Annotated in this window: 22 protein-coding genes and 1 pseudogene; 11 read left to right on the top strand and 12 right to left on the bottom strand. The window is 70.0% G+C overall.

What is annotated here, in order from left to right; translation table 11 throughout:
- Positions 1-65: 65 nt before the first annotated feature.
- Positions 66-1,010: a hypothetical protein gene (locus tag WMF17_RS06200; RefSeq protein WP_437648655.1), complete on the bottom strand. Its 945-nt coding sequence runs from the start codon at positions 1,008-1,010 to the stop codon at positions 66-68.
- Positions 1,011-1,463: 453 nt separating this feature from the next.
- Here WMF17_RS06200 and WMF17_RS06205 point away from each other — a divergent pair, with 453 nt between their 5' ends.
- Positions 1,464-2,114, top strand: coding sequence for a hypothetical protein (locus WMF17_RS06205; protein ID WP_437648656.1), 651 nt, complete (start codon positions 1,464-1,466; stop codon positions 2,112-2,114).
- 110 nt (positions 2,115-2,224) lie between these two features.
- Entirely contained in the window at positions 2,225-3,079 is an 855-nt protein-coding gene (locus tag WMF17_RS06210) for a Uma2 family endonuclease (protein WP_437648657.1), read from the top strand.
- Between the two features lie 189 nt (positions 3,080-3,268).
- On the opposite strand, the gene WMF17_RS06215 is transcribed toward WMF17_RS06210, so the two are convergent.
- The 5 genes and pseudogenes from WMF17_RS06215 to WMF17_RS06235 all read right to left on the bottom strand — a co-directional run bounded on the left by WMF17_RS06215 (position 3,269) and on the right by WMF17_RS06235 (position 7,656).
- Entirely contained in the window at positions 3,269-3,646 is a 378-nt protein-coding gene (locus WMF17_RS06215) for a hypothetical protein (RefSeq protein WP_437648658.1), read from the bottom strand.
- A 90-nt stretch (positions 3,647-3,736) separates the two neighbouring features.
- Positions 3,737-4,408, bottom strand: a complete 672-nt coding sequence (locus tag WMF17_RS06220; RefSeq protein WP_437651295.1) for a Hint domain-containing protein — start codon at positions 4,406-4,408, stop codon at positions 3,737-3,739.
- A gap of 120 nt (positions 4,409-4,528) precedes the next feature.
- Positions 4,529-5,107 (bottom strand): annotated as a pseudogene (locus tag WMF17_RS06225) (MopE-related protein); the annotation flags it as partial.
- Positions 5,107-6,087 (bottom strand): hypothetical protein, encoded by a 981-nt coding sequence (locus tag WMF17_RS06230; RefSeq protein WP_437648659.1) that lies wholly within the window; start codon positions 6,085-6,087, stop codon positions 5,107-5,109. The gene WMF17_RS06230 and the pseudogene WMF17_RS06225, both read right to left, overlap by 1 nt.
- A 120-nt stretch (positions 6,088-6,207) precedes the next feature.
- On the bottom strand, positions 6,208-7,656 hold the full coding sequence (locus WMF17_RS06235; protein ID WP_437648660.1) for a serine/threonine-protein kinase: 1,449 nt from the start codon (positions 7,654-7,656) through the stop codon (positions 6,208-6,210).
- A gap of 925 nt (positions 7,657-8,581) precedes the next feature.
- On the opposite strand from WMF17_RS06235, the gene WMF17_RS06240 reads away from it, so the two are divergent.
- From WMF17_RS06240 to WMF17_RS06255, 4 genes are all read left to right on the top strand, one after another.
- Positions 8,582-8,995, top strand: coding sequence for a hypothetical protein (locus tag WMF17_RS06240; protein ID WP_437648661.1), 414 nt, complete (start codon positions 8,582-8,584; stop codon positions 8,993-8,995).
- Positions 8,996-9,268: 273 nt separating this feature from the next.
- Positions 9,269-9,742 (top strand): hypothetical protein, encoded by a 474-nt coding sequence (locus WMF17_RS06245; protein ID WP_437648662.1) that lies wholly within the window; start codon positions 9,269-9,271, stop codon positions 9,740-9,742.
- The gene (locus tag WMF17_RS06250; RefSeq protein ID WP_437648663.1) at positions 9,739-10,734 is read left to right on the top strand and encodes an HTTM domain-containing protein; all 996 of its coding nucleotides are present in this window, start codon (positions 9,739-9,741) and stop codon (positions 10,732-10,734) included. Before WMF17_RS06245 ends, WMF17_RS06250 begins: the two co-directional genes overlap by 4 nt.
- Before the next feature lie 121 nt (positions 10,735-10,855).
- Complete coding sequence (locus WMF17_RS06255; RefSeq protein WP_437648664.1) at positions 10,856-12,100, top strand: acyltransferase family protein; 1,245 nt, start codon at positions 10,856-10,858, stop codon at positions 12,098-12,100.
- A 44-nt stretch (positions 12,101-12,144) separates the two neighbouring features.
- On the opposite strand, the gene WMF17_RS06260 is transcribed toward WMF17_RS06255, so the two are convergent.
- Together WMF17_RS06260 and WMF17_RS06265 are read right to left on the bottom strand one after the other, a co-directional pair.
- Positions 12,145-15,447 (bottom strand): S8 family serine peptidase, encoded by a 3,303-nt coding sequence (locus WMF17_RS06260; RefSeq protein ID WP_437648665.1) that lies wholly within the window; start codon positions 15,445-15,447, stop codon positions 12,145-12,147.
- Positions 15,448-15,507: 60 nt separating this feature from the next.
- Positions 15,508-15,756: a hypothetical protein gene (locus tag WMF17_RS06265; protein WP_437601042.1), complete on the bottom strand. Its 249-nt coding sequence runs from the start codon at positions 15,754-15,756 to the stop codon at positions 15,508-15,510.
- Between WMF17_RS06265 and WMF17_RS06270 the strand changes: the two genes are divergently transcribed.
- Positions 15,755-16,240 carry an NUDIX domain-containing protein gene (locus tag WMF17_RS06270; protein WP_437648666.1) on the top strand — a complete coding sequence of 162 codons (486 nt, stop codon included), beginning with the start codon at positions 15,755-15,757 and terminating at the stop codon, positions 16,238-16,240. The two genes, WMF17_RS06265 and WMF17_RS06270, sit on opposite strands and share 2 nt — an antisense overlap.
- A gap of 26 nt (positions 16,241-16,266) precedes the next feature.
- Here the strand turns inward: WMF17_RS06270 and WMF17_RS06275 are convergent, their stop codons facing one another.
- On the bottom strand, positions 16,267-17,160 hold the full coding sequence (locus tag WMF17_RS06275; RefSeq protein WP_437648667.1) for a M20/M25/M40 family metallo-hydrolase: 894 nt from the start codon (positions 17,158-17,160) through the stop codon (positions 16,267-16,269).
- 67 nt (positions 17,161-17,227) lie between these two features.
- Between WMF17_RS06275 and WMF17_RS06280 the strand changes: the two genes are divergently transcribed.
- A complete protein-coding gene (locus tag WMF17_RS06280) occupies positions 17,228-17,896 on the top strand; it encodes a TetR/AcrR family transcriptional regulator C-terminal domain-containing protein (protein WP_437648668.1) in 669 nt (222 codons plus the stop codon).
- Positions 17,897-18,293: 397 nt separating this feature from the next.
- Entirely contained in the window at positions 18,294-19,250 is a 957-nt protein-coding gene (locus WMF17_RS06285; protein ID WP_437648669.1) for a hypothetical protein, read from the top strand.
- A gap of 159 nt (positions 19,251-19,409) precedes the next feature.
- Here WMF17_RS06285 and mdh read toward each other — a convergent pair whose 3' ends face one another.
- Positions 19,410-20,351, bottom strand: a complete 942-nt coding sequence (gene mdh, locus WMF17_RS06290; protein WP_437648670.1) for a malate dehydrogenase — start codon at positions 20,349-20,351, stop codon at positions 19,410-19,412.
- 131 nt (positions 20,352-20,482) lie between these two features.
- On the opposite strand from mdh, the gene WMF17_RS06295 reads away from it, so the two are divergent.
- Both WMF17_RS06295 and purS read left to right on the top strand, forming a co-directional pair.
- A complete protein-coding gene (locus WMF17_RS06295; protein ID WP_437648671.1) occupies positions 20,483-21,445 on the top strand; it encodes a phosphoribosylaminoimidazolesuccinocarboxamide synthase in 963 nt (320 codons plus the stop codon).
- A gap of 56 nt (positions 21,446-21,501) precedes the next feature.
- A complete protein-coding gene (purS, locus tag WMF17_RS06300) occupies positions 21,502-21,750 on the top strand; it encodes a phosphoribosylformylglycinamidine synthase subunit PurS (protein ID WP_437487201.1) in 249 nt (82 codons plus the stop codon).
- A gap of 20 nt (positions 21,751-21,770) precedes the next feature.
- On the opposite strand, the gene WMF17_RS06305 is transcribed toward purS, so the two are convergent.
- Together WMF17_RS06305 and WMF17_RS06310 are read right to left on the bottom strand one after the other, a co-directional pair.
- Positions 21,771-22,673: a hypothetical protein gene (locus WMF17_RS06305; RefSeq protein ID WP_437648672.1), complete on the bottom strand. Its 903-nt coding sequence runs from the start codon at positions 22,671-22,673 to the stop codon at positions 21,771-21,773.
- A gap of 145 nt (positions 22,674-22,818) precedes the next feature.
- On the bottom strand, positions 22,819-23,733 hold the full coding sequence (locus tag WMF17_RS06310) for a hypothetical protein (RefSeq protein WP_437648673.1): 915 nt from the start codon (positions 23,731-23,733) through the stop codon (positions 22,819-22,821).
- Positions 23,734-23,944 lie beyond the last annotated feature (211 nt).

Raw genomic sequence — 23,944 nt, forward strand, 5'->3', positions numbered from 1 at the left:
CGCATGTCCGGGTCGTGAGCATGCTCTCTGGAAGCAACGTCGCTCCTCGTGAGCGGCGCAGGCACCTACTCCTGCGGCTCGCCGCGGCGCAGCTTCTTCGCGATCAACTCCCGCACTTCGGGCGGAATCGCGCGCAGGATCTCCTCGGGCGTGAGCCCCTCGAAGCGCTGCTCGGGCGTGAGCCCCTCGATGCGCTGCTCGGGCGTCAGCTTCGCGAGCAGCTTCTCTGGCGGCAGCTGCGCGACCATCTGCTCCAGCACCTCTTCGTAGCTCTGACGAGCCAGCTCGTAGTCCTTCATGGCCATGGTGCCCCGCTGCCTCCGGAACTGTTCGACCTGCTGGTACAGGGCATTATACACCTGGGTTTCCTCCGGATCCAGCGGCATGATCTGCCCCGCTCCCTTCAGGTACGCCCGGGAAAATGTGTAAAGCAGATGCTCCGTGGGGCTTTGCCGGCAGGCCTCGCGTGTCTCCACGCCGTGGAGCAGCAAGCCGTTGAGCTCGCCCCGCCAGAGACCCCTTCCCACCGGCGCGAAGGTTCCGCGGTGGCGCTCGACCTGCCTGGCGAAACCCGCGGGAATGCGGTCGGCGATGACCATGAGGCACAGCTCGTCCGGGTCGAGCAGCTTGTTGTGCCGCATGTACAGGGCGCCGTAGGCGAGCAGGGTCAGCACGTCCTCGGGCTCCAGGTCGTCTGTGGGGCCTTTGTGCTCGATGAGCGTGTGATGCCGCAGGTGACCGAAGATGCTGTGGAGCTTGCGCGCGTTCCCGGCAGGTTGGTCGACCAGACGCAGGACAACGATGTCCACCCGGAGGGGCATGCGGTTCAGCAAGAGCTCGGGAGAGAGCCGCCAGCCGCTGGGCAGGTAAAACTCGAGCAGGGCGACCAGCATGGGGTGCCAGGCAGTGACGCTCTCGAGCGGAGGTGCTTCGGGCTCGTCCATGACGCAATGTGCCTGTAGTTCGTAGCAGTGTCCGAGGCCAGGAGAAATCATGATGATCCTGCTCAAGGTGCATGAAAAATAGTGTATCGATTTGCGCACGACGGCGAGATGTAGAACGTAATGAGTGTGCTGGTGCGGGGGATACGCATCCCGCGCGACAGGTGATTGCGCGTCAGTGCGCAGCCGCCCGCGGCATGCTCTCCCGGAGCTGCCGTCGCGTCGGTCGAGAGGCTCGTGAATCAGCGTTGGCCCGAGAACGGCAACGCCGCGCCCCACCACGGGCCAACGTTGGCCCGGGGTGGGGCGCGCCTCCTCCGCTTGCCGCCTCCTCCGCGCTCTTGCCTCGCCGCTCGCTCCCGCAGCACCATGCCCCGCATGGCCAAGGCAAAGAGCGCCGCACGACCGAAATCAGCCGTCAAGTCACCGAAATCATCCCCCCGCGCCGAGCCCGCGAAGGCGCCTCCCACGAAGCCAAGGCCCTCGCGTACGCGCGCCCTGAGCCGCCCTGTCGAGGTCGAGGTGCGCATCGATCGCGACCTCAAGCGCCGCTGGGAGGAGGCCCTCGCCCAGATCAAGTCCTCGAAGCGCGAGGGCGCCGGCGCGTTCGACGACCTCTGGGAGACCATCGGCCTCATCGTGGAGCACGAGCCTCCGCTTTACCTCGCCGGGGGCTTCTCCTCCGCGAAGCAGTTCTACAAGGAGCATGTCGGCGAGACCGAGCGCACCGCGAAACGCCTCATCCGCGTCGCCAGGCACGCATCTCCCAACGAGGAGGTCAGGTACGGTGTCAGCAAGCTCGACGCTGCGCTCGGCTACATCGAGGCCGCCTCCGGCGGCGAGGCCAGGCGCCGCGTGCCCGTCGACTTCGCCAGGCTGCGCATCTCGGTCCGGCGCGACGGGCAGCCCGCCCGCGTCTCGCTCGACGAGGCCTCCGTCGAGGAGATCCGCGCGGCCACGCGCGCGCTGCGCGGCAAGCCGCGCGGGGCCGGCGAGGCGCGCGGGGCCGGCGAGCCGCCCGCCACCGCCGCCCTGCGCCGCGCGCTCCGCGACGCCGGCGCCTCCGACGTGAAGGTCCAGGTCGCCCGCGACAAGGTCTCGCTCTCCGGGATCCCGCTCTCCGCCCTGGCGAAGACCCTGCGTGCCCTGGCGGCGGTGAAGCTTCCTCAGTAGCCCCCTCCGGGGTCCGTCAACGCTGCTCCGCGCTGGAGGCGATCCCGCCGGATCGAAAAACCGAGATCGGCGCCGGCGCGTCCCCGGATCAAGGAGGTAGGAAACATCCCATGAGCGCGCCGCCCCGTTCTCCCGTGACCGCCGACCAGCGCCGTCCGGGCGACCCGTACGAGCTGTCGGAGGGACGCCTGGTCGAGTGCCTGCCGACCGGACGGCGCGGCGGCAGGAGCAACCTGGTGAGCGGCGAGATGCTGGACACGGATCCGGCGGTCGAGGCCGCGGGCGTCGACGTGGGCGTCTCGCCGAGGCCGGAGATGCTGTGGGCGCCGGACATCGTGGTGGGAAACATCCCCGACGAGCCCGGGTGGGCGACGGAGGCGCCGCCGCTCGCGGTCGAGTACGCGGACACGGCGCAGGACGAGGCCGAGTTGCAGCGAAAGATCGAGGATCTCCTGGCGGCGGGGACACGCTGGGTCTGGGTGGTGCGGCTGCAGGGGACGCGGCGGGTCGAAGTCCACGAGGCGGCGCCCGGGGCGCCCGGGCGGCCGGTGTCGGTCCAGGCGCAGGCGGCGCATCCGCCGCCACTCGCGGCGCGAGGGGTTGCGCGCGCCCGGCCGCCGCAGCGGCAACCGGCGCGCGTGGCGTATGCTGGCGAGACGCTCGAGGTCCTCCGGAACGGGGTTGCGGTCGAGGCGCTCTATGACCGGAGCGCCGCGCACGAGGCGACGCTGCGCAACCTGCTTCAGCGCAAGGGGTACGACGGCCTCGATGCGGTGCTGGATGAGGGGCGGAAGCAGGGGCAAGCCGCGGGGCGGCGCGCAGGCCTGCGCGCCGCGGTGCGGGACGTGTGTGAGCTACTCGGCATCGCGCTCTCCCCGGAGCGCGAGGCGGCGCTCGACGCGATGGACGAAGCCACGCTCGGCGCCCGGCGCGAGCAGCTGAAGCGCGACCGCCGCTGGCCTTGATCCTTGATCGGAGGAGCATCAGGAACCTGCCATGAAGCGCGTGCGGCCGAGTGTAGAGCGACAGTAATAATGGCTCTCCCGCGGTCGCTTTCCTACAGCGCCCCGCCGCGGAGCGCTGGATCGGGCCGTTCCGGCGGATCCGTCAGCTCGTCCGCGGCGGCTTCGCCCCGTCTGGCTCGCGGAGGAGATCTACGCGGGCCGTAGCGCCGGCTCGGGCGTGACGCCGCGCCCGCTCACGATGGGGCTGATGGACGAGGCGCGCGCGTGGGTCGCGGGGGAGCGCAAGCACGAGAGCAGCGCCCACAAGAGAGCGAGCTCTGGAAAACCCTCCACGCCACGGACGCAGCCCTCGACGAACGGCGCCGGGTTCTCGTCGACGTAGCTATCCCAGTGGCGAATGGCCTGATCGTAGCGGCCGGCCGGCCAGGGGTGCGCCTTGTCGAGGCGGTCCAGAAGAATCTCATCAGGGTGGCCGGAGACCGACGCGGAGCAGTTGAATGGCGGGCTCGGCTCCTCCGGGGGGCCTGTCCTCGGTTGCGAGACGGCGCGCTGCTCGCTGCCCGCCACGCCATCTACCAGCGGGCTCGCCGCAGGACGCCCCTGCACTGCACTGGACCGGCCAAACCTGCACCTGGACGTCCATCGGCCCCGTGACCCTCAATCCATACGCTCTTCAGGGCAAGCGAGCTTGTTATGAACCAGCACACCTCCGGCGAAATAGTTGTGGTGTGTGCCCACCGTAAGATTGTACGTCGTGCTTTTCTCCAGCTCCGTGTAAAGCGAGGTCACCGTCGCGGCTTGCGTCATCGGCAGGCCGTCATGGGCGGCCGCATCGAGCACAATTAACTCGTCGAATACGTCGAGTTTGCTTGCGGGCACCCAGTGCCCATTGGCGTAGAATGGGTGATTGGCAGTGGCGCGAAGATCCTTGTTGATGCGAATGATCGATTGGCTGCTCATGCGCTGCTCATGCACAAAGGTCCGAAGAACGGGTGCTGGTGTGATCATCCCGGCTTCGACATCGTAGGCCAGTACCCAGTCGCCAACATTTATTCTCTCGATCTGTCGCTGTGTTCCGTCGGCCATGGCGATCGGCGTTCCGGCTACGAAGCACTCGTCGACCAGTCCGTCACAATCGTCATCTACAAGATTGCAGGAGTTTTCCAGTGTTGGCTCATGGATCGGCTCGCAGGATAAATCGCCTCTGGAGCACACGGAGCGACCTTCCGCGCAAACGCCATCTAAGCCTGTGGTGCATGGCCCTCCGAATAAGTTCTCGTCGACCTGTCCGTCACAATCGTCATCAAGTTCGTTGCAGCGCTCGGGCACGGGGGTCTTCTGACCGGTGCACTCCGCCCACACCCCGTTCGAGCAGGTTCGTGTACCCATATGGCAAACACCTGTCCCGGACGTGTCTGAGGGGCCAGTGTAACAAGAGTCCGAGTACTGGTCGGTGATGCCGTCACAGTCGTCGTCGAGAGCATTGCATGCCTCAGCCGCGGGGACTACTTCGTGCTGGCAGGCGCCCCAGATCCCGTCGATACAAGCCTGCTGACCTTCGCGACATGGCCCAATACCCTGGGTCCCTGGGGGTCCGCTGTAACAATCTTGTGCGAGCTCCTCATCCGTTGAATTGTCACAGTCGTCGTCGAGCCCATTGCACAACTCGGGCAGAGGTAACACCTCACCCTCACAAGGTCCCCAAGCGGAGCCATCGGCGGCGCACGTTCGTGTGCCGTGATGACACGTGCCGACCCCCTCTGTGCCATCCTGACCGGAGTAGCAAGTTTCGTCAGACCCCGGCACACACGCGCGCGCTGCGTCACCCCCCGATGGCGCATTATCGCTCCCTGCCACACCAGCGCCGCCGACTCCAGTCGCTTCCGCAGCGCCGCCCATGCCCGCTACAGCTCCGCTGCTGTCAGTGCCGAGTTGGTAGTCCTCATCGATTCCGAGGACAGTCAGGCATCCCCCGTTCAGCGCTACCAGGGCCATCACACCCACACCGATTGCTCGCCGCCCCTCCATCACCACACCCCTTTCAGGCCGAGCGCCGCGCCCTCTGGTCCTGCGTCCACCGTTGCCTGTACCCTCCGCCCTACACGCCCTGTTCCCGTGGGCCCTGACGGCTCGGTCGACCACAGGACCAACCCCGCCACTGCCCCTGCCACACCGATCCCGAAGCCGATGCTGCTGAGCAGACCAGGCAATCTCGTTGCGTCCGCCGCAGCCTTACCTTTCGTGTCGCATATTTTTCCCCTGCAGTGCTCCTCGATAATAGGCTTCTTCGCCAAAGTCATCAGGCCAGTCACCCCGCCCAGCGCTAGCCCGGCCACGCCCACGCTCCCGGCTACGAGTGCACCGACGCGCCGTCCGCTCAATTTTTCCTCGCCCTGCGGTGCCCGGGCGAACCCGCCCCGCGGCGCGCTGGCAACCGCGGGGCGCTCGGGCTTCTTCTCTGCGCGCCGCAGATCGATCGCCAGCGTCGTCTTTTCTCCTGCAGCGAGCGAGATCCGCTCCTCCACCACCGGCCCGTCGTCGAGCCGGAAGGTTATCACGTGCTCGCCGGGATCCAGCGGCAGGGCGACTCCCAGCTCGGCGGGACTCACATCGGCACCGTCCCGCGTGATGCGCACGCCCGCCGGCACCGAGGGCGGCGACACCAGGGTAAGTTCGGGGATCTGCGACGCGAGCTCCGCCCTGCGCGCCTTGGCCACGCTTATCCGCTTGTCGTGACGCAACCTCTGCATGGGCTTCAGTTGATCCGTCGCGAGCAGGTAATCGTCATAGAGCGTTGCCGCGCTCGCGATCTTGCCGGTCCTATCCTGACAATCGGCGAGCGCGAACAGCGTGCCGGGGCGCGGGTCGAGGCGCTGACTCTCGGCGAGCGCCGGGCAGGCCGTATCGTATTTGCCTGCTTCTAGGTCGGTCACGCCCGTATTGAAGAGTGCCTCGGCCGCTGCCAGCTCCTGCGCGGCAGCCGGCCACCCGGCCAGCAGGGCCAACACCGATATTGTGGCGGGCGGTAAAACACGCCTCATGAGCATGGACACACCTGTTCTTGGGTCGAATAATTGGGGTCTCTGCGTCTGCCAGCGGCGGACTGTCGTGCCGCAGACCGCGCTCATTCAATCGCGCGCGTGCTGGATGCCCAGCCTGGGTTTTCCGGCCTGCGCCTGCGTGGATCGCGCCGCCGACTTCGACGCGGACGCGGCGGAGGGCTGCGTGGCGGCGTGCTGCTGCGCGGCAGCCATCGCCGCCCGCGCAGCGGTCTGCGCCGGGGCCGCGAACTGCGCGTGCGTCTCGGCGGCCTGAGGAACCGGTACGACCTTGACGGGCTGCAGCGGAGCGGGCGAGGACGGCGGAGCGGCGCTCCCTTTCTCTTCTCCGGTCGGCGTCTGCGCGCCCGGCGCGGCGGTGTCCCGCTCGGCAGGCGCGCTGGTCGGCACCTCCGCTGTCGTAAGGCTCCGCGCGCCGACCAGGACGCTCGCTCCCCCGATCGCGGCCACGGCCAGGGTGGCGCCCAGGCCGATGCCGACCACGGCGCCCGCCCCGCGCGCCCGCGGCCGCTCCAGCGCCTTCGTGCCCGAGATGCCGGGCGCGGTGAGCCCCGGCGAGCCATTCACCTCCGGCCTTGCCGACGACTCCCCGGTCGAAGGCGGCCCGGATCTCTCCAGCCTGGGCCTCGGCACGCCCAGCGCCTCCGCGAGCCCCCCTGTCATGACGGTCGCCGAGGAGAAACGGTCCGCTGGCGCGAACGCCACCGCCTTCGCGAACCACACGTCGAACGCCTGCGGCAGCAGCACCCCGGCGCGCCGCGCTCGCTCGCAGGCGCGCTCTTGCGGGCCGTTCATCGCCGCGCTCGCGAACGCGAACACGTTCCCGCCGCTGCCTTCCGCCTCATCGGCCCAGTACGCCCGACCGACGAGCAGCGCATAGGCCACCATCGCCAGCGCGAAGAGGTCGGTGGACGGCGATACCTTGTCCCCTGGCCGAAATTGCTCCGGCGCCATGTAGAGCGGCGTGCCGATGCTCCGGGTTGCGTTCACATGAGTGCCGCTCTCAGCGACCACCTTGGCGATGCCGAAATCAAGTACCTTGATCCGCGGCACGCCGTCCTCGCGGAACGTCAGGAACAGGTTCTCAGGCTTCAGATCGCGGTGCACGATCATCGCCCGGTGCGTCTTGTCCAGCGCCAGCGCCGCCTGGTGCAGGTAGGTCACCACCTCCGCGGCCGTGAAGCGCTTCCGCTCCCGCAAGAGCTTGCCCAGCTCGTCGCCGCGCAAAAGCTCCATGGCAAGGAACGGAATCTGCGTGGCCGGGTCCACGCCGGCGTCGAAGACATCGACAATGAAATCGCTCTCGATATCCGCCACAACGCTCGCTTCCTTCCGGAACCGCTCCTTCAGCTCCTCGCTTTGCAGGAAGCGTGGCAGCATCACCTTGAGGGCGCGGCGCCGGTTCGTCTCGAGGTGAACCGCTTCATACACCGCGCCCATTCCGCCCGCGGCAATGCACCGGACGACCCGGTAGCGCTCGGCGAATATAGACCCCTCAGCGAGTGAAATCGTGGACATCGGCGCTCCCTGACGGTAGATGCCGCCAATGGCATCCGCCCACGCTGCGCTGAACCCCCCATCGAAGGGCTCTGCGAGAGTGTACGCCATCTCATCTGAGTCTTCCACTCCTGGCCACGTTTCCAGTTCCTCGGTGCGCGACTACGGATCCATGCCCCGCTTGACCCAGCTCGTCGTGACCACGCCGGCGCGGCACGTGCGTACCGGGACGTAACGCAGCTCAACCCCCCCCTGCGGAATCAACTCGGACGGACAGCCCGGCCGGAGCCATTAGCCCATTCTTCGTCCCTGGATATCAAATGCACGGAGTCAACCCGGTGTTGCCGCCCAAGCTAGCTGATGAGTCCCCGTACTGATTAAATGATGGGCATCGCTGTGGACTCCCAAGGATCTCGGGCCGGGTGAGTCGCTGCCCGTGATGGTGTTCATCCACGGGGGGCGGCAACACGCAGGGCTTGACGGGAGCGCGCCCTGCCGATCGAGGCGCTCACGAAGGCGATCCCGATCGAGATAGACCTCGCCGTCGGGCCAACGTTGGCCCGAGGAGCGGCAACGACGCGCGCCCGGCGTCGGGCCAACGTTGGCCCCGAGAGCGGCAACGACGCGCGCCCGGCGTCGGGCCAACGTTGGCCCCGAGAACGGCAACGTGGGCCTCGCGTCGGGCCAACGTGAACCGTTCCGCTTTGCTGGAATGTGCGGAGGCACCGATCCGAGCCGCCGCTCTCTCCCCTCTCCCGTCACACATCGCCTATCCCATCCTCGGGACATCCGACCTGAATGAGCCACTTGTCGGACTTGTCGCCCAGGCAGCAGCAGGAACGACCGTCCGCCGAGCACAGGCGGGGCGTGCGGCTTGCATCAATGTCGATGACGTACGGACATGTCCGGCGCTCATGGTGAGCAGCCATCACACGGGGGATCTGACATGAAGCGAATCAATATCGTCGGCATCGTTGCCGCGCCGCTCGCGTGCATCGCGATCGCGCCGCTCGCCTCGGCTGAAACCACGACGCCTATGGAGGAGCTCGTCCTCGTCGAGGAGACACGAGCTCCCGTCGCCGCGGATACATCCAACGATCGTGCCTCGCGCCAGTGGCACTGGCACGGCGGGTGGCATGGTCGCTGGCACGGCGGCTGGCATGGTGGCTGGCACGGCGGGTGGCACGGCGGCTGGCACGGCGGGTGGCACGGCGGCTGGCACGGCGGCTGGCATGGTGGTTGGCATGGTGGCTGGCACGGCGGCTGGCATGGCGGCTGGCACGGCGGCTGGCACGGCGGGTGGCATGGTGGTTGGCACGGCGGCTGGCATGGTGGCTGGCACGGTGGTTGGCGCCGCTGACGTTGCCGGCGGCGGTCCGATGCGGCGCCTCGCACCCTGGATGCGGGAGCCCGCGGTGAGCAGGGCGGAGCGCTGAGGGCACCGGCGTCCAGGCGCCGGCGCCACGGGCAGGGAAGCTGGCCTCAGGCCTGCTTCCCCGCTCGTTTTGTCTCTCAGGCTCGCAAGAGCTCGTCCACGGGCACGAACGGAGGAAACTGCATGGGAGGGAAACCGAACCGCCGCGGTCGCGCCGCAGCCCTGGTCGCCGCCGCGGGCCACCTCGGACTCGTCACGATGGGGGCCCTCCAGATCCACCCGCAGGGCGACGGCTGGCTCTCCCGGGCGATCGCCTATTACGGCGCGCTCTCCGGGGCCGAGAGCGGATATGCCTTCTTTGCTCCCAGCGTCACCCCGCTGCCCAGGGCCAATTTCCACGTCTCGGATGCCACCGGCGCGACAACCACCGATGCGCTCGAATCCGGAGCCAACCGCGAGACGGAAATTCGAATCCTGAACATCATCACGCCTTTTTTGAGAAATGAGGATCCGGCAATCCAGCGCTCGATCGCCGCGTCCTGGGCAGGCAAGGTGCTCGCGAGGCACCCCGGTGCCCAGAGCGTCGCCGTCCGGCTGGAAACCTGCGACCTGCCGTCGATGTGGGAGTACCGAGAGGGGAAGGCGCCCCGCTGGAACCTGCACTACGAGGCGAAGTTCATGCCCCGGTCCAGGCCGCGAACCCCTCGGGATGCGAACGGAGGTGTGCTGTGAACGGCCAGGCGATCGGCCTCCACGCGTCGGCGACAGGCCGGGGCCTCGCGCGCGTCCTCGGCTCGATCGAGCGCTTCGCGTTCACTCCCGCCTCGGCGGCGCCCCTCGCGGCCCTCCGCGTCGGGCTCGCGGCCGTGCTCCTGCTCCAGGCGGCGCTCGTCGCGCCTGCGCTCTTCGAGCTCCTCGGTCGGTCCGGGATCCTTCAGGAGCCTCTGCGCGACCTGTTCGCGAGGACCGAGCTGCCCAGCATCGGCTGGCCCGTGGCGCTCCTCGCCCCGCTCGGGATCGGAGAAGACACCGTCATCCTGGGCACAGGTTTGATTTACGTGCTCGCCCTCGCCGCGCTCCTCGTCGGGTGGTGGACCAGGACAGCAGCGGTGGTCGCGTGGCTCACCCACCTGATGCTGATGATGACGGCGAACTCCACCGTCTACGGCGCAGACAGCTTTGCCAACATCTTTCTCTTCTATCTCGTCTGGATGCCCTCGGCGGCCGCCTTTTCCCTGGATCGCCGGTACGGGCGCGTCGAGGGGGCGCCCACGCCAGGGGCCCGGCTCGGGCTGCGCGTGGTGCAGCTGCACCTCTGCATCGCCTACCTCACCGGCGGGCTGGGAAAGGCGGCAGGTGAGCAGTGGTGGAACGGAGAGGCGATCTGGCGATCTGTCATGCTGCCGGAGTACCGCCAGCTCGACTTCTCCTGGCTGGCCAGCCATCCCTGGCTCGCGGCGGCCATGGGGTGGACGGTGCTGCTCGTGGAGATCGGCTATGCATTCCTGATCTGGCCGCGCCGCACGCGGCGGGCATGGGTCGTCGCCACCGTGGCGATGCACGTCGGGATCGCCCTGTTCATGGGCCTCCTCGTGTTCGGGGCGATCATGGTCGTGTTCACCATCGCCGCGTTCGCCGTGCCCTGCGAGCCTCCCGGAGCGACGGCTGCGGCAGGCGCGGCGCCGGGTCAGGACGCTGACGCCGCCGCGGGCCGGGTCGGCTGAGCGCCGCCGCGGGCCGGGTCGGCGCTCCCTTTTTGTGCGACGCCTGAGCGACGGCCATCGCTACCGCGGTCCTCCCGAGGCCGGGCTTGCAGGCCGGAGCCTCGCCGTCGAGAATCCCGCCATGATCAAGCAGGCAGCGCCGGCAAGCGCAGCGGCCCGCCCAGGGCGCCCGCAGCTCGACGCGCTCACCGGGCTCCGCTTCCTCGCGGCGCTGCACGTGGTCACGTTCCACTTCGGCGTGTCGGCTGCCGCCTCCTCCGGCTCCGCGGTGGTCGAGAGCGTCGCGCGCATGGGCTTCATCGGCGTGGGCCTCTTCTTCGTCCTCTCCGGCTTCGTGCTCGCATACAACTACGCTGGCGAGGACGGCGGCCTCCGCGGCGATCGCCGCAGCTTCGTGGTCGCACGGTTCTCGCGCATCTACCCGCTCTTCGCGTTCGCGCTGCTGCTGACGGCGCCGATCTACCTCGCGCAGCTCGTCGAGCTCTACGGTCCGCGGGTCGGCCTGGTGCGGGCGGCGCTGACGGGCGTGCCCGCGCTGCTCATGCTGCAAGCGTGGACGCCCTTCACGCTCTCGTCGTGGAACGGGCCAGGCTGGTCCCTCTCGGCCGAGGCCTTCTTCTATCTCACCTTTCCCTGGATCGTCGCTCGCCTGCGCTGCACGACGTGGCGACAGCTCGCCGGCATCGGCGCGGCCCTCTTCGTCGTCGCGATCGCGGCGCCTCTGGCGCTCTTCATCACCGGGCGCTTCCTGCCGCTCGAGGCGACGACGGTCCGCCTCCTCGGCGGCGCGCTCACCCTCCAGGATCTCGGCGAGCGCATCGTCGGCTTCAACCCGCTCCTGCGGCTCCCGGAGTTCGTCTTCGGCATCTGCCTCGGCAAGTACTTCCTGGCGCGGCGGGCCCGCGGCGCGACGCTCGGCGGCGGCACGGGCGCGTGGCTCGCGGCGGGCTCGTCCGCCGCGCTCCTCGCGATCTTCAGCGTCGCCGGCCACTTCCCCGACGTGCGCTACGTGCTGCAAAACGGCATGTTTCCGCTCTTTGGCCTGCTCATCCTCGGCCTCGCCGAGGGCGGCGGCGCCCTCGGCCGCGTCCTCTCCACGCGGGCCATGATCCGGCTCGGCGAGGCGAGCTACGCCGTCTACATCCTGCAGACGCCGCTCTGGCACCTCTTCGCCAAGGCGGTGCTCTCTCCGGAGGTGCGGGCCGAGCGCAACGCGAGCGCGCCCGCCTACCTCGCGTTCCTCGCCTCCCTGATCGTCGCCTCGCTCCTCGCCTACGGCCTCATCGAGGCGCCGGCGCGCGAGTGGCTCAAGCAGCGCCTCCGCGTCGGTCGCGCCCGCCCCGTCCCCTCCGCGCTCGGCACCTGATCCGCGCCGGGGAGCTGCCGAGGGCAGCTGCCCGACATCGCCCATCAGCACAGCTGCCAGATCTTCACGGTGCGCGTGACCGGCGCGGAGCGGTTTCCTCCGGAGTCGATCGCCTGGAGCGTGATCCTGTGCGTATCGCCGACGCACTCACCCGAGTACAGCCGCGCGATCACGCTGTTGCCAATCCCGAGCTCCGCCGGCTGCTCGGTGATCCGGTCCGTGGTCCAGACCAGGCCCTCGCCGCTCAAGGGGCCGTCCTCGGTGTCCGTCGTCGAGCCGACCAGCGTCACGTCCTTGAACCACCTGGATCGCTCCCTGTCGTAGCCGTCCCACGAATCGAGCTCCAGATCCCCTGCGGGCGTGACGATGCTCGCGACGGGAGCGTCGTCCGTGCAGGTCCTCGCGGAGATGAGCACGCTGTCGAGCGGCGCCGGGTCGTCGTAAGCGAGGAGCTCCACGTGAAAGCTCCCCGCCGCGAACGACGTCGTGAGGGATCTGCCCGTTCCATGGCTCGCGCCGTTCGCGACCCACCGGATCCGGGCATCCGGCACGACCACGGGGTCGAACCCCGGGAACAGGACCTCGGCCATCAAGGTCATCTCCTCGTTCGCGCAGACCTCCACGGCGCTCGCCGGACGGGTGATGACCCCGAGCGGCCGCGCCTGGACGGGCGCGGAGGCCGTGACCTTGTAGACGTTGTCTTCGCCCATCGCCGCCCCCACGGAGAACACGACGCGCGCTCCCGCCTCGGCGATGACGCGGTAGGTGCGCCGCGTGGGCGAGGCGCTGACCGCCATCAGGCGACCCCGGCCGATCGTCACGTGCCCGTAGGTGGTCGCGTCGGGCATCTCGAGCGTCACCGTGACCTCCTGCGGCCTGGTCGGGGAGGCCGGCAGCTGCAGCCGGTAGAAGTCGACGTCGGGGGCCGCGGTCATCGGTTGAGCGGCCGGCAACGTCAGGATGGTCCCGCTGATCGATCGCCCGAAGGGCAGCGGCGTCGCCGTCTCGGCGGTGTCGTTCCGCGCGACGAGCTCGCTGTAGTTCAGCGACGTATCGTCGAAGCCCATGGCCACCACGTCCGGCACGTCGGCCGCGGCCATGACCGCCGCGAGCGGGTTCACCAGCTTGCGGCGCCGCTCAGGCTGATCGGCGTAGCCGAGCGCCGCGAGCTCGGCGTTGCTGAACGTGTTGTCCGGGGACAGCAAGATCTCCTTGATGCGCGCGACGATCCGGGAGCGCTCCGCCGCGCTCATGCCCTCGGAGCGCGGGTTCAGGCGGGGATTCGCCGCCTGCATGTTCGCGATGACGCCGGTGATGAACGGGGCGGCGGCGCTCGTGCCGCCGAGCGGCCTTTGAGGCACCCGCGGAGAGTCGATGTCATCGACGCTCTGGGGCGCGAGGTACGCCGTGGGGACGGGGGCCCAGACGTCGACGCGGTCTCCGTAGAACTCCAGGTTATCGAGCCCCTCGCCGACGGCGCCGGCCACGATCGTCTCCGGGATCATGGCCGGGACGATGCCCCAGCGCTCCGTCCTCGGGTCGCTCAGGTCGACGAGGGCGCGCACCACCGCAGGGAGCGACCCGCGGGACAGCGTGTTGCCGGCGATCGTCACGACCGGGACGCCGGCGCGGGCCGCGCCGCGGACGCCGGTGCTGATCGGGCCCTTCAGGTCGCCGAACGAGAGCGTCGCGACGCAGGCCCCGGTGGCGGCGGCGGCCGATCCCGCGACGACGGCGCACACGATCGGGCCGAGGATCGGGATTGCGCCGGCTGCCGCGCACGTGAGCGCGGCGGCGGCGTGCGCTCCCGCCGTGACGACGCTGCAGAGACCGAGGCGGCCTTCCGGCGAGCAGATGTCGACGTCGGGGCCGATGTTCGTGAGGATCCGGCACGGGTACCCGCCGCTGATGTTCACGACCGAGGCGCCGTGGGACACGGCGAGCTGAACGCCGCGCCCCATCTCGAACGCATACGCGGCCGTGTCGTACTTGTAGAGCATCGGGACGGCGACCTGGCCCGCCACGCCCGCCGAGCCGATGCCGTTGTTCACCTTCGCTCCGATCGTCGCGACCACGCCGGTCCCGTGCCACGACCTGGCGCCGAAGAGGCTGTTGCCGACCGTCGGAGGCCCCCACGCGGCACCGGGCCCGCAGCGATGGCCGCCGAACAGGCCCCCGGTCATGTCGCACGCGACGAGGTCGCCGCGCTCCGGCCAGCGGACATCGTCGGTCGGCGCGAACCCCATATCGAGGACGGCGACGTTGATCCGCTCCTCGTCCTTCTCCCACAGCGCGTTGAACGCCCACACCGCCGGGACGTTCTCCACGCAAGGTCGGCTCGCGTCCCCCGGCACGCAGGGGACCTGGCCGCCTCTCGCCGGGGCCATCTTCATCGCGTGCGTGAGGTGGCGCTCCTCCGTCGCCGAGATGGCGGGCGCTCCCTGCAGCTGCAGGCGCGGGTTCACCGCGACGAGGTAGCCGTCGAGCTGCAGCTTCATCGCGAGCGAGACGATCTGCGGCGCGCCGGCGTTGCTGGCGTGCAGCGGACCGTCTTCCCCGAGCAGCGCCCGCAGCGCGGTCACGTCGGAGGCCCGCTCGCCGCCCGGGTCGACGTCGACGAGCACCGCGTCGCGGCCCCCCGCGTCCTCGCTCTCGAGCGTCGCCTTGACGCTCCCGCCGGTATCCCTCAGGAACGCCTCGAGCTCGTCGTCGTCGGCAGGGTAGACGATGAGCTCCCGCGTCGCGATCTGCACGGGCAGCCCTCCCCTGGGGAGCAGGGTGCCGTTCGGCTTCGCGCCGGCGCGGCCCTCGTCGTCGCCCATCGCGACGCCGGCGTCGACGATCGGCGCTTCCGCCGCAGGGTCCGCGAGCAGGGCGAAGTCGAAGACCACGTCCTCCTCGATCGCGCCCGGCGGCGTTTGCGTCTTGTCGACGAAGTACTGCGCATAGAACAGCTTTCCGGGCTGTGCGCTGAGCACGCCGTCGTCGAACGCGCGGCTCCCGTTTGCCTGGACGTGGAGGGGGGCCGTCGAGGCGAAGCCGGCGCGCGAGGCGACGAGCTCGATGAGCTCCACGTCGCCCGTCTCCGGAGCGGCGAGGGCGACCGTCAGCGGCCCGGGGCCGAGGTCGACGCCCCCCGGATCGAGCGTCACCGACAGCGCGTCGCCGGCATCGTACACGACGCGGTCGAGCCGCAGCGCGAGCCTCGGTGGCCTCTCGACCGGGGAGAACGTCGAACCCCTCGGCGGGCTCGGCGCATCGCCATGGCGATCGCCGTCTCCGGAGCTGCAGGCCGCGATGGCCACGCACGCCAGCGAGATCCACCGGAAACACGGGAGCTTGAGCATGGACTCCTCCTCCTGGGGTGGGCTCGGCATTCGCGGAGAGCCCGCAGAGGCGCTGGGGGGTCAGCGAGAGCGACGGGCGGCGACGCGGGCCAGCGCCGCCGACATGGTGGTTGCCGCGATGCGCTGGCCTGCGCTGCGCTGCGCTTCGCGCACAGCGTCGAGCCGTGCGCCGATCTCTCCGTCACAGGCGGTAGGAGCAAACGCGGTGCCGCCCTCCCGTGCCGCGATTTCACGGCCACCGTCCTGCCGTCGAGTGGCCACCTTATGGTGAGCGGCGTTTCCGGATAAGCTGTCGACCGGAACGATCATGCCCCGCACAGCCATCCCGACCTGGTGCTTCGCCGTGGTGCTGGTGAAGCGCGGGCAGCGCTTCCTCCTGGTGCACGAGCGCAAGCACGACCAGCTCTGGTATCTGCCGGCGGGCCGCGTCGAGCTCGGGGAGACGTTCGCCGAGGCGGCGCGGCGCGAGACGCTGGAGGAGACGGGCGTCCCGGTGGAGCTGGAGGGCATCCTGCGCATCGAGCACAGCCCGACCCGCTTCGGGTCGCGCTTCCGGGTCATCTTCCTCGCGCGCCCTGCGGACGGCACCCCGCCGAAGAGCCAGCCGGACGAGCACTCGCTCGAGGCGCGCTGGGTCACGCTGACGGAGCTCAGGGCCTTGCCGCTGCGCGGCCCCGACGTGGCGTCGCTCTGCGGCGACGTGCTGGCCGGGGCGCAGGTGTTCCCTCTCTCGCTGCTCGGGGCCGAGGGGGAGCCTCTCCTCGTGAGCGGGCGCGCGCCGGCCGACCGCTGACCCGGCGCCCTCGGTGCCGTCGCGTCTCACGCGCCCGCGCGCGCGACGTTCGCCAAGAGGAGCTCGGCGACGCGCTGCATGAACGCAAAATCGAGGGTGCCCGGCAGATCCGTGTCACGGTGGTAGTTGGGATTGCGGAACTCGGCGGTATCGGTCCAGAGCACGGCCGGGATACCGGCCCTCCAGAACGGCGCGTGATCGCTCCGGTGGAGCACCGGCAGCAGCCGATCGACGCCGAGGTACGTCCTCAGCCCGACCACCCGCAGATCCGGCGTCGCGATCTCCGCCGCGCGGAGGAGCGCGGCGACGCTTTCGTTCGACGGCCCGCTCCCCAGGAGGCCCAGGAAATCACCCACGTCCGGCACCCCCGGGATCGCGGCGGGCAGCGGCGCGCGCTGCGAGCCGCGAGCGCGCGACGTGAAGCCGACCATCTCGAGCACGTGCGCCTCGCGCACGCGGAGCCTGCGCGGGTGCGCGAGGCGCGCCACGAAATCGGCGCTGCCGGCCATCCCGTCCTCCTCGCCGTTGAAGGCGACGAACGCGACCGGCGCCCCCGGCGCCGCGCGAGCGAGGGCGCGCGCGACAGCGAGCGCCACCGCGACGCCGCTCGCGTTGTCGTCGGCGCCCGGGCTCGAGGGGACGCTGTCGTAATGGGCGCAGACGAGGGTGAGCGGCCCGTCCGCGGCGCGCGCCGGCACGGCGACCACGTTCCGGAAAGGCCCCTCGATCGACACCCCGTAGCCGAAGGAGGCGAACCAATCGGCGAGGCGCTCCCCGACCCGCCGGTTCGCCGCGGCCTGACGCCAGAAATGCCGCCGGACCGAGAGCCAGCCGACGTGCTCGCGCAGCTCCTCCTCGTCCACCTCGAGCCTCGCCCGAGGCGCGGGCGCGCTCCCCCTCCGCGTCTCGCTCACCCACATCGCGTCCTCCCTCGTGCCCGTGCGTTTTTTCTTCGACTTACGATGTAAGCTTATGATGTAAGTCGGTATGTCGTCAAGGGCCGCAACCGCCGGGAAGCAGGGTCGCGGCGCGCTCTCCCGCGCGAGCATCCTCGGGGCCGCGCTTGAGCTCGTGGATCGCGAGGGGCTCGCGGCGCTCAGCATGCGCCGCCTCGGCGCGGAGCTCGGCGTCGAGGCGATGTCGCTCTACAACCACGTGCCGAACAAGGCTGCCGTCCTCGACGGCGTCCAGGAGGTGATCCTCGACGCGATGCCGCTCCCGCGCCCAGCGCCCGACTGGGTCGAGGTGCTGCGGGGCACGGCGCGCGCGTTCCGCGGCGTGCTCGCCGCGCATCCGAACGCGCTCCCGCTGTTCGCCTCGCGCCCTCTTTCGACCCCGGCCGCGCTCCGCCACGTCGACTCGGCGCTCGGCGTCCTGCGCGGCGCGGGCTTCGGTCCCGGCGCGTGCGTCAGCGCGTTCCAGGCGCTCACCGCCTTCGTCGTCGGCGATGCGCTCTCGTCGTTCGGCCCGGCTGCCGCCGGCGACGTCTCGGCCCCTCGCTACGACGCGCTGTCTCCCGACGAACTCCCCCACCTGACCGCGGTCCTGGCGGGGCTCCACGGCCACGACGCGCGCCAGGATTTCGAGTTCGGGCTCGACGCCCTGCTCATCGGGCTCCGCGCGAGGGCGAGGGGCGACTGCCAGCCACGCCCGTGACCGGACACGGACGCGGCGCGCCCGGCCACCGCGCGCGAGCGCTCGAGCAGGGAAGCGGGAGCATGGTTAATGAAATACAGACTCTCTTCTTTCTCTGGGTCTTTTGGATTCGCATCATGCCCGCGTGCGATCTGGACACAGGCGATCAAGCCGTGCAGAGTCACGGCATCTCGAAGTCGACCGGAGGACGGTGCAGATGCGCGTAGTTAACACAGGCAGCATCCCCGCGAACGAGTCCCTCAAAGCGGATGAGCGCACCCTGCTGGGGCTGTTCAAGGATATCCGGAAACACGCGGAGCTCTCGGCATTCTTACCGGAGGCATGTCGCCTGTCCCTGAGATGGGTGCGACTCGCCTCCGGTCAGCCGCTCAGGCCTCGTCAGCTCCCCGGCAAAGGCATGATCGTCATCACCGACGGCTCCGGCGAGGTCATCGGGGCCTCGGCCCGGAGGGTCCAGGCGGGAGACGTCGTGCTGGTCCCTCCCGGCGGGCTGCGCGGGTTCGTGGGCGGGGCGCCCGACGGGCTCTCCGCGATATCGATCCACTTCGAGGGAGAGAGCGCCCGCTGGGACACGCCGTGCCTGTGCGCGACGCCCGCCCCGGGCGGCGCGGGCGATGGCCCCGCGGAGGGGGGGGCCACTCCGCTGGATCGCCTCATCGAGGAGAACGAGGCCCACGCGCGAGAGTTCGCCGTCAGCCCCCTGATGCAGCTCATCCGATCCGAGCGCGCCCTCGCGGACGACGTGAAGCGACGGATGCTCGGCGCGCTCCAGATCTGGTCGAACGCGTTCCAGAAGGTCCTGTGTGCCAGGGTCGTGTTCGAGTCGCACCCGGCCGCGATCAAGATCGCCGAGCGTCACCTGGCCGACGAGGTCGGGCACAACCGGAGGCTCGCCCGGATGCACGGCCCGTCGCGCTCGCCGTCCTGGGACCGCGGCATCGCCGCGGCGTCGTCCTGGTTCATCGAGCGGATGGGCTCGGCGTCCAGCGAGGAGCGGACCGTCCTCATTCACTTCGTCATCGAGCGCTGCGCCGACATCCTCCTCAGCGCGGCCCAGCAAATTTTCCCCGACTCGGACTACTTCGCCACGCACGCCGAGGTGGACGCCGAGCACTTCAAGCTCGGGTACGACCTCCTGAAGAGCTTCCCCGGCCTGGACGTCGCCCCGCTCCAGGGCGCGCTGACCGAGGGCTGGCAGATGATGAACCTGATCTGCCAGCGCATCAGCGACATCGCCGAACGCGGCTGCGACGCGACGGCGGATCTCCCGGCGGCCTGGGCCGGCCCCGGCGAGCTCGCCGGCGACTCAGCGCGCGAGCTCGCGGCGCTCGCGATGGCTCCTGCCGCGGAGTGAGCTGCGGACGTCTCGGATGGCGTGAGGAGAAGAGAGGAATCACAGAGAGGCACAGAGAGCACAGAGGAAAGAGATGAGATCATCCTCTCTTCTGTGGTCTCCGTGCCCTCTCCGTGGCTCCTTCTCTTTCATGAGCCCGGAATCGATCCGGGCAGGGCGTCAGCTCGCGGCTTTCACCACGTTGGTGATGCCCTGGACGCTCTTCGCGCTCTTCGCGAGCATCTCTTTCTCTTCCGCGGTCAGCGACAGCTCGACGATCTTCTCGATGCCCTTGCCCCCGAGGATGACCGGAACGCCCATGTAGATGTCCTTGTAGCCGTACTCGCCGTCGAGGTACGCCGCGACGGGGAGCAGCCGCTTCTGGTCGAGCAGGAAGCTCTCGGCCATCGCGACGGCGCTCGAGGCGGGCGCGTAGTAGGCGCTCGTCCCCATGAGCTGGACGATCTCGCCGCCGCCCTTGCGGGTCCTCGCGATGAGGGCGTCGAGCTTCTCCTTGCTGATGAGCTCGGTCGCGCGCACGCCGTTGATCGTGCACGCCGAGGGGATGGGCACCATGTCGTCGCCGTGGCCGCCGAGGACCATCGAGCGCACGTCCTTCACGGACACGTTCGCCTCGCGCGCCAGGAACAGCTGGAAGCGCGCGCTGTCGAGCACGCCCGCCATGCCGAGCACGCGCTCGCGCGGGAAGCCGGTGCGGCGCTTGAACTCGTACACCATCGCGTCGATCGGGTTCGAGATGACGATCACCAGCGCGTTCGGGCAGTGCTCCTTGGCGCCGTCCGCCACGCTGCGGATGATCGGCAGGTTCGTCGCGACAAGGTCGTCGCGGCTCTGGCCCGGCTTGCGCGGGATGCCGGCCGTGATGATGAGGACGTCGGCTCCGGCACAGTCGGCCCAGCTCGAGGTCCCCTTGATCGACGCGTCGTAGCCGAGGACGGCGCCGTTCTGCTCGAGGTCGAGCGCCTTGCCCTTCGCGAAGTCGGCCTTCTGGGGGATGTCGAAGAGCACGACGTCCCCGAGCTCCTTGCGCGCGATGAGGGCCGCGAGCTCCCCGCCGATGTTCCCGGCGCCGATGAGTGCGATCTTCTTTCGGTTTGCCATGGGCGGGCCTTTACCACCCCCCCGGCCGGAGACCAACGGGGGTCCCGGGCGGGGCGCGGAGGGGGAGGAACTCGGCCGGCGTCTACGGAAACCTGTCGACTCGCCCCGCGAGGCCGGGTAAGCCGCGCCCCATGGTCACCGAGGACGATCTGCGCACCGCGCTCGGCAGGGTGCTCGAACGCACCTCGCTCGCGGGCCCCTTCGCCCGCTACGAGGGCAAGGTGCGGGACTGCTACACGACGCCGGACGGCCGGCGCCTGCTCGTCGTCACCGACCGCATCAGCGCCTTCGACCGCGTGCTCGGCACGCTGCCGCTGAAGGGGCAGGTGCTGAACCGGCTCTCCTCCTTCTGGTTCGAGCGCACGCGGGACGTCGCGCCGAACCACATGATCTCCCAGCCCGACCCGAACGTCCTCGAGGCGATCGAGTGCACGCCGCTGCCGGTCGAGATGGTGGTGCGCGCCTACGTGACGGGCGTGACCTCGACAAGCATCTGGACGCACTACACGCGCGGCGAGCGCGTCTTCTGCGGCCACCGGCTCCCCGACGGCCTCCGCAAGAACGAGCGCCTGCCGCGGCCCATCCTGACCCCGAGCACCAAGGCGCCGAAGGGCGGGCACGACCTCTCCGCCTCGCGCGAGGAGATCCTCGCCCTCGGGACGATCGCGCCGGGCGACTTCGACGCCGCCGCCGGGATGGCCCTCGCGCTCTTCGAGCACGGAGCCCGCTTCTGCGCGGATCGGGGGCTCATCCTTGTCGACACAAAGTACGAGTTCGGCAAGGACCGGAACGGGAACATCGTCGTCATCGACGAGATCCACACCCCCGACTCGTCCCGCTTCTGGTTCGCCTCCACCTACGACGAGCGCTTCGCGGCCGGCCAGGACCCGGAGTCCTTCGACAAGGAGTACGTGCGCCGCTGGCTCGCCGCGCGCGGTTTCCAGGGCGACGGGCCGATCCCGCCGATCCCCGACGAGGTCCGGATCGAGGCGTCCCGCCGCTACATCGAGGCGTTCGAGCGGATCACCGGCGCGGCGTTCGTCCCCGACCTCGAGGACCCGGCCGTGCGCATTCCGCGCAACCTTGGAGTGTAGGTGGGCGCGCCCGCGCCCGTGCTAGCGTCGCGAAAAGAGCGCTTGGAGCAAAGCCAGTGAAAGCCGTCGTCACCGTCCGACTGAAGAAAGAGGTCCTCGATCCCCAGGGCGACGCCGTGAAGCGCGCCCTCACCTCGCTCGGGTTCCCCGGCGTGAAGGGGGTGCGCGTGGGCAAGATCATCGAGATCGAGCTCGACCCCTCGCTCGGCAGCGCGCCCGACCTCGAGCAGCGGCTGAAGAAGATGGCGGACGAGATGCTGGCCAACACCGTCATCGAGGACTACGAGGTCACGCTCACGCCGTAGCCTCGCCGCCGCGCGGCGGTTCAGGCCTCGGGCGCGACGAGCTTCTTCGCCCAGAGGATGGCGTCCTTGCGGGCGCGGCCGACGACGAGGTGGCGCGCCAGCACGGCCGAGCGGCGGAAGCCGTTGGCGAGGAGGGCGGCGCACAGCTCCTGGTCGTCCGCGGGGGCGAAGGTGAACGTGCTCACCGCCTTCTCCTCGACGAGGCGATCGCACAGGGCGCCGATGGCCGCCGTCGTGGCGAGCCGCTCCGCCTCGTGGCGCGGCGAGGAGAGGATCTCGAGGAACGAGTTCCCGAAGCACGACTGCATCTCCCACGCCGCGTGGAGGGTGAAGCCGCCCCGCGCGGAGAGCACATAGCCCGTCCGCACGGCGTCGCGCCCGAACGGCTCGAAGCCCGTGAGCGCCCGCCCGGCTCGCTGCGCGACCGCGACGGCCCGCCGCAGCTCGACGGCGCTCGCCGGCGCGATCTTGATCGCGGGCAGCGGCCGCCCCTCGCCCTCCCGGAGCAGCCGCCTCGCGCGGGCGATCGTGCGCTCCGCGAGCAGGACCGCCGGCGAGCCCGCCCTGTCGTCGCCGCCCTCCTCGCTCCGCGAAGGCGACGTCTCGGACACGACCGCCCCGAGGATCCAGGCGTCGCTGCGCTTGTAGAACCCGGGGATCGAGCCTTCCCGGACGAACCCGAGGCGGGTCCAGGTCGGCACCTCGTCGCGCTCGACCAGGGTGTAGATCTTCTCGACCCCCTCGCGCTTGGCGGCCGACAGGACGAAGTTTCGCTTCGACGGGGTCGGCCCCGCCCGGAAGTCGATGATGCGGAGCGTCCGGTGCCGTCGGTTGACCAGGAGACAGAGCGAAACAGCGTCGTTCCGGAACAGGAGCTCGTCGACACCGCTGCTCGACGTCGAAGACAAGTTTCTCGCTGCCATACCCCTCGTGCTCGGCGAAGGCGTGAAGCCTCAGGTCACGCGGTCATTGCAGAATTGCAATTTGCAAATCTGAAATGCCCGTAGCAGCCGGGGCCCACAGCGTCAACGATGTCGGTGAAGCCGGGGAATGGGAAGCGGGGGAGGGTCAGGGGGGAGCGGCGAGCCGGCCTGCGTCGGTCGGCTTGACCCCGAGCGCCACGAGCGACTCCTTGAGCTTGGAGCGCTGGAGGGAGATGCGGGTCGGCATCCCTCCGGAGATCTTGAACGTCTCGAGGAAGTTCACCCCGCTGTCGAAGCGGGCGGCGAAGGTGACGCTGTCGTTGTCGACGACGACGGAGATCGGCGCGCGCTCCTGCCCGATGAGGAGGAGCAGGGTCTTGTCGTAGGGCCCGCCTCGCTGGGAGGCGTCGACGAGGACCAGGCCTGGCTCGATGCGCTCGTAGCGGAGGGCGATCCGGCGGGTCTCGGCTTCCATGGTGGCGAGCTCGGAGCCGGCCTGGTCGATGGGGGTCCAGAGCGACGGGTCGGAGAGGCCTGACGCGAGGTGCCGGACGATGAGGCCGAAGAGGGCCTGGTCGCGGGGGCGGGCGCGGAGGGCGCGGTCCATGCGGGTGGCGGCGGGGCCCGGGACGCCGATGCGGGTATCGATGGCGCGGGCGTCCTCGTCGCAGCCGGGGTAGGGCTCGACGCCGCCGCGCATCCACTTGGCGCCGCTGGCGAGGCCGTCGAAGTCGACGTGGCAGACGAGGGTGTCGACGCGCCCGGCGCGGGCGACGACCTCCGGGGTGATCATCTCGGGGCAGGCGCCGTGCTCGGCCTTGGTCGACAGGACGAAGCGGGGGTCGCCCGCGAAGCGCGCGTGGTGGGCGCTGTCGTGGTGGTCGACCCAGGCGCCGAGCCGCGGCCCGAGCTCCTGGATGAAGGGGAGCGTGACGGTCTCGAAGCTCTTGCCCCCCGCCTCCGAGGCGAAGGCGATGTCGAGCACGGCGACGTTGCCGCGCAGATCGCGGGCGCGCGGGAGCTTGCGGGGGGAGGCGAAGGCGAGATCGAATGCGTGCATGGCGTAGCTCCGGGGGAGGCGGGCAGCGTCCAGCCGGGCTACCCGGCGCGTGCCGCGTCGGGCGCCTTGCTCCATACACCCGAAATGACGGAAGCGCTGCGACGGAGACCTTTCTCGGGCGAGGCCTGAATGATCCGCTAGGATGATCCGACCAACGGCAAGGACGGCCCGGGGCGCCCGGGCGGTCTTGCCGTACGCCGCCGCGCAGGAG

It is taken from the genome of Sorangium sp. So ce362 (assembly GCF_051519845.1).
Lineage (GTDB): Bacteria > Myxococcota_A > Polyangia > Polyangiales > Polyangiaceae > Sorangium.

Excerpts from the sequence above, each read along its gene's own strand:
- WMF17_RS06210 (WP_437648657.1), top strand. The coding sequence starts at position 2,225 with ATGAGCGCGCCGCCCCGTTCTCCCGTGACCGCCGACCAGCGCCGTCCG.
- WMF17_RS06235 (WP_437648660.1), bottom strand. The coding sequence starts at position 7,656 with ATGTCCACGATTTCACTCGCTGAGGGGTCTATATTCGCCGAGCGCTAC.
- WMF17_RS06240 (WP_437648661.1), top strand. The coding sequence starts at position 8,582 with ATGAAGCGAATCAATATCGTCGGCATCGTTGCCGCGCCGCTCGCGTGC.
- WMF17_RS06245 (WP_437648662.1), top strand. The coding sequence starts at position 9,269 with ATGGGGGCCCTCCAGATCCACCCGCAGGGCGACGGCTGGCTCTCCCGG.
- WMF17_RS06255 (WP_437648664.1), top strand. The coding sequence starts at position 10,856 with ATGATCAAGCAGGCAGCGCCGGCAAGCGCAGCGGCCCGCCCAGGGCGC.
- WMF17_RS06260 (WP_437648665.1), bottom strand. The coding sequence starts at position 15,447 with ATGCTCAAGCTCCCGTGTTTCCGGTGGATCTCGCTGGCGTGCGTGGCC.
- WMF17_RS06270 (WP_437648666.1), top strand. The coding sequence starts at position 15,755 with ATGCCCCGCACAGCCATCCCGACCTGGTGCTTCGCCGTGGTGCTGGTG.
- WMF17_RS06265 (WP_437601042.1), bottom strand. The coding sequence starts at position 15,756 with ATGATCGTTCCGGTCGACAGCTTATCCGGAAACGCCGCTCACCATAAG.
- WMF17_RS06275 (WP_437648667.1), bottom strand. The coding sequence starts at position 17,160 with ATGTGGGTGAGCGAGACGCGGAGGGGGAGCGCGCCCGCGCCTCGGGCG.
- WMF17_RS06280 (WP_437648668.1), top strand. The coding sequence starts at position 17,228 with ATGTCGTCAAGGGCCGCAACCGCCGGGAAGCAGGGTCGCGGCGCGCTC.
- WMF17_RS06285 (WP_437648669.1), top strand. The coding sequence starts at position 18,294 with ATGATCGTCATCACCGACGGCTCCGGCGAGGTCATCGGGGCCTCGGCC.
- mdh (WP_437648670.1), bottom strand. The coding sequence starts at position 20,351 with ATGGCAAACCGAAAGAAGATCGCACTCATCGGCGCCGGGAACATCGGC.
- WMF17_RS06295 (WP_437648671.1), top strand. The coding sequence starts at position 20,483 with ATGGTCACCGAGGACGATCTGCGCACCGCGCTCGGCAGGGTGCTCGAA.
- WMF17_RS06305 (WP_437648672.1), bottom strand. The coding sequence starts at position 22,673 with ATGGCAGCGAGAAACTTGTCTTCGACGTCGAGCAGCGGTGTCGACGAG.
- WMF17_RS06310 (WP_437648673.1), bottom strand. The coding sequence starts at position 23,733 with ATGCACGCATTCGATCTCGCCTTCGCCTCCCCCCGCAAGCTCCCGCGC.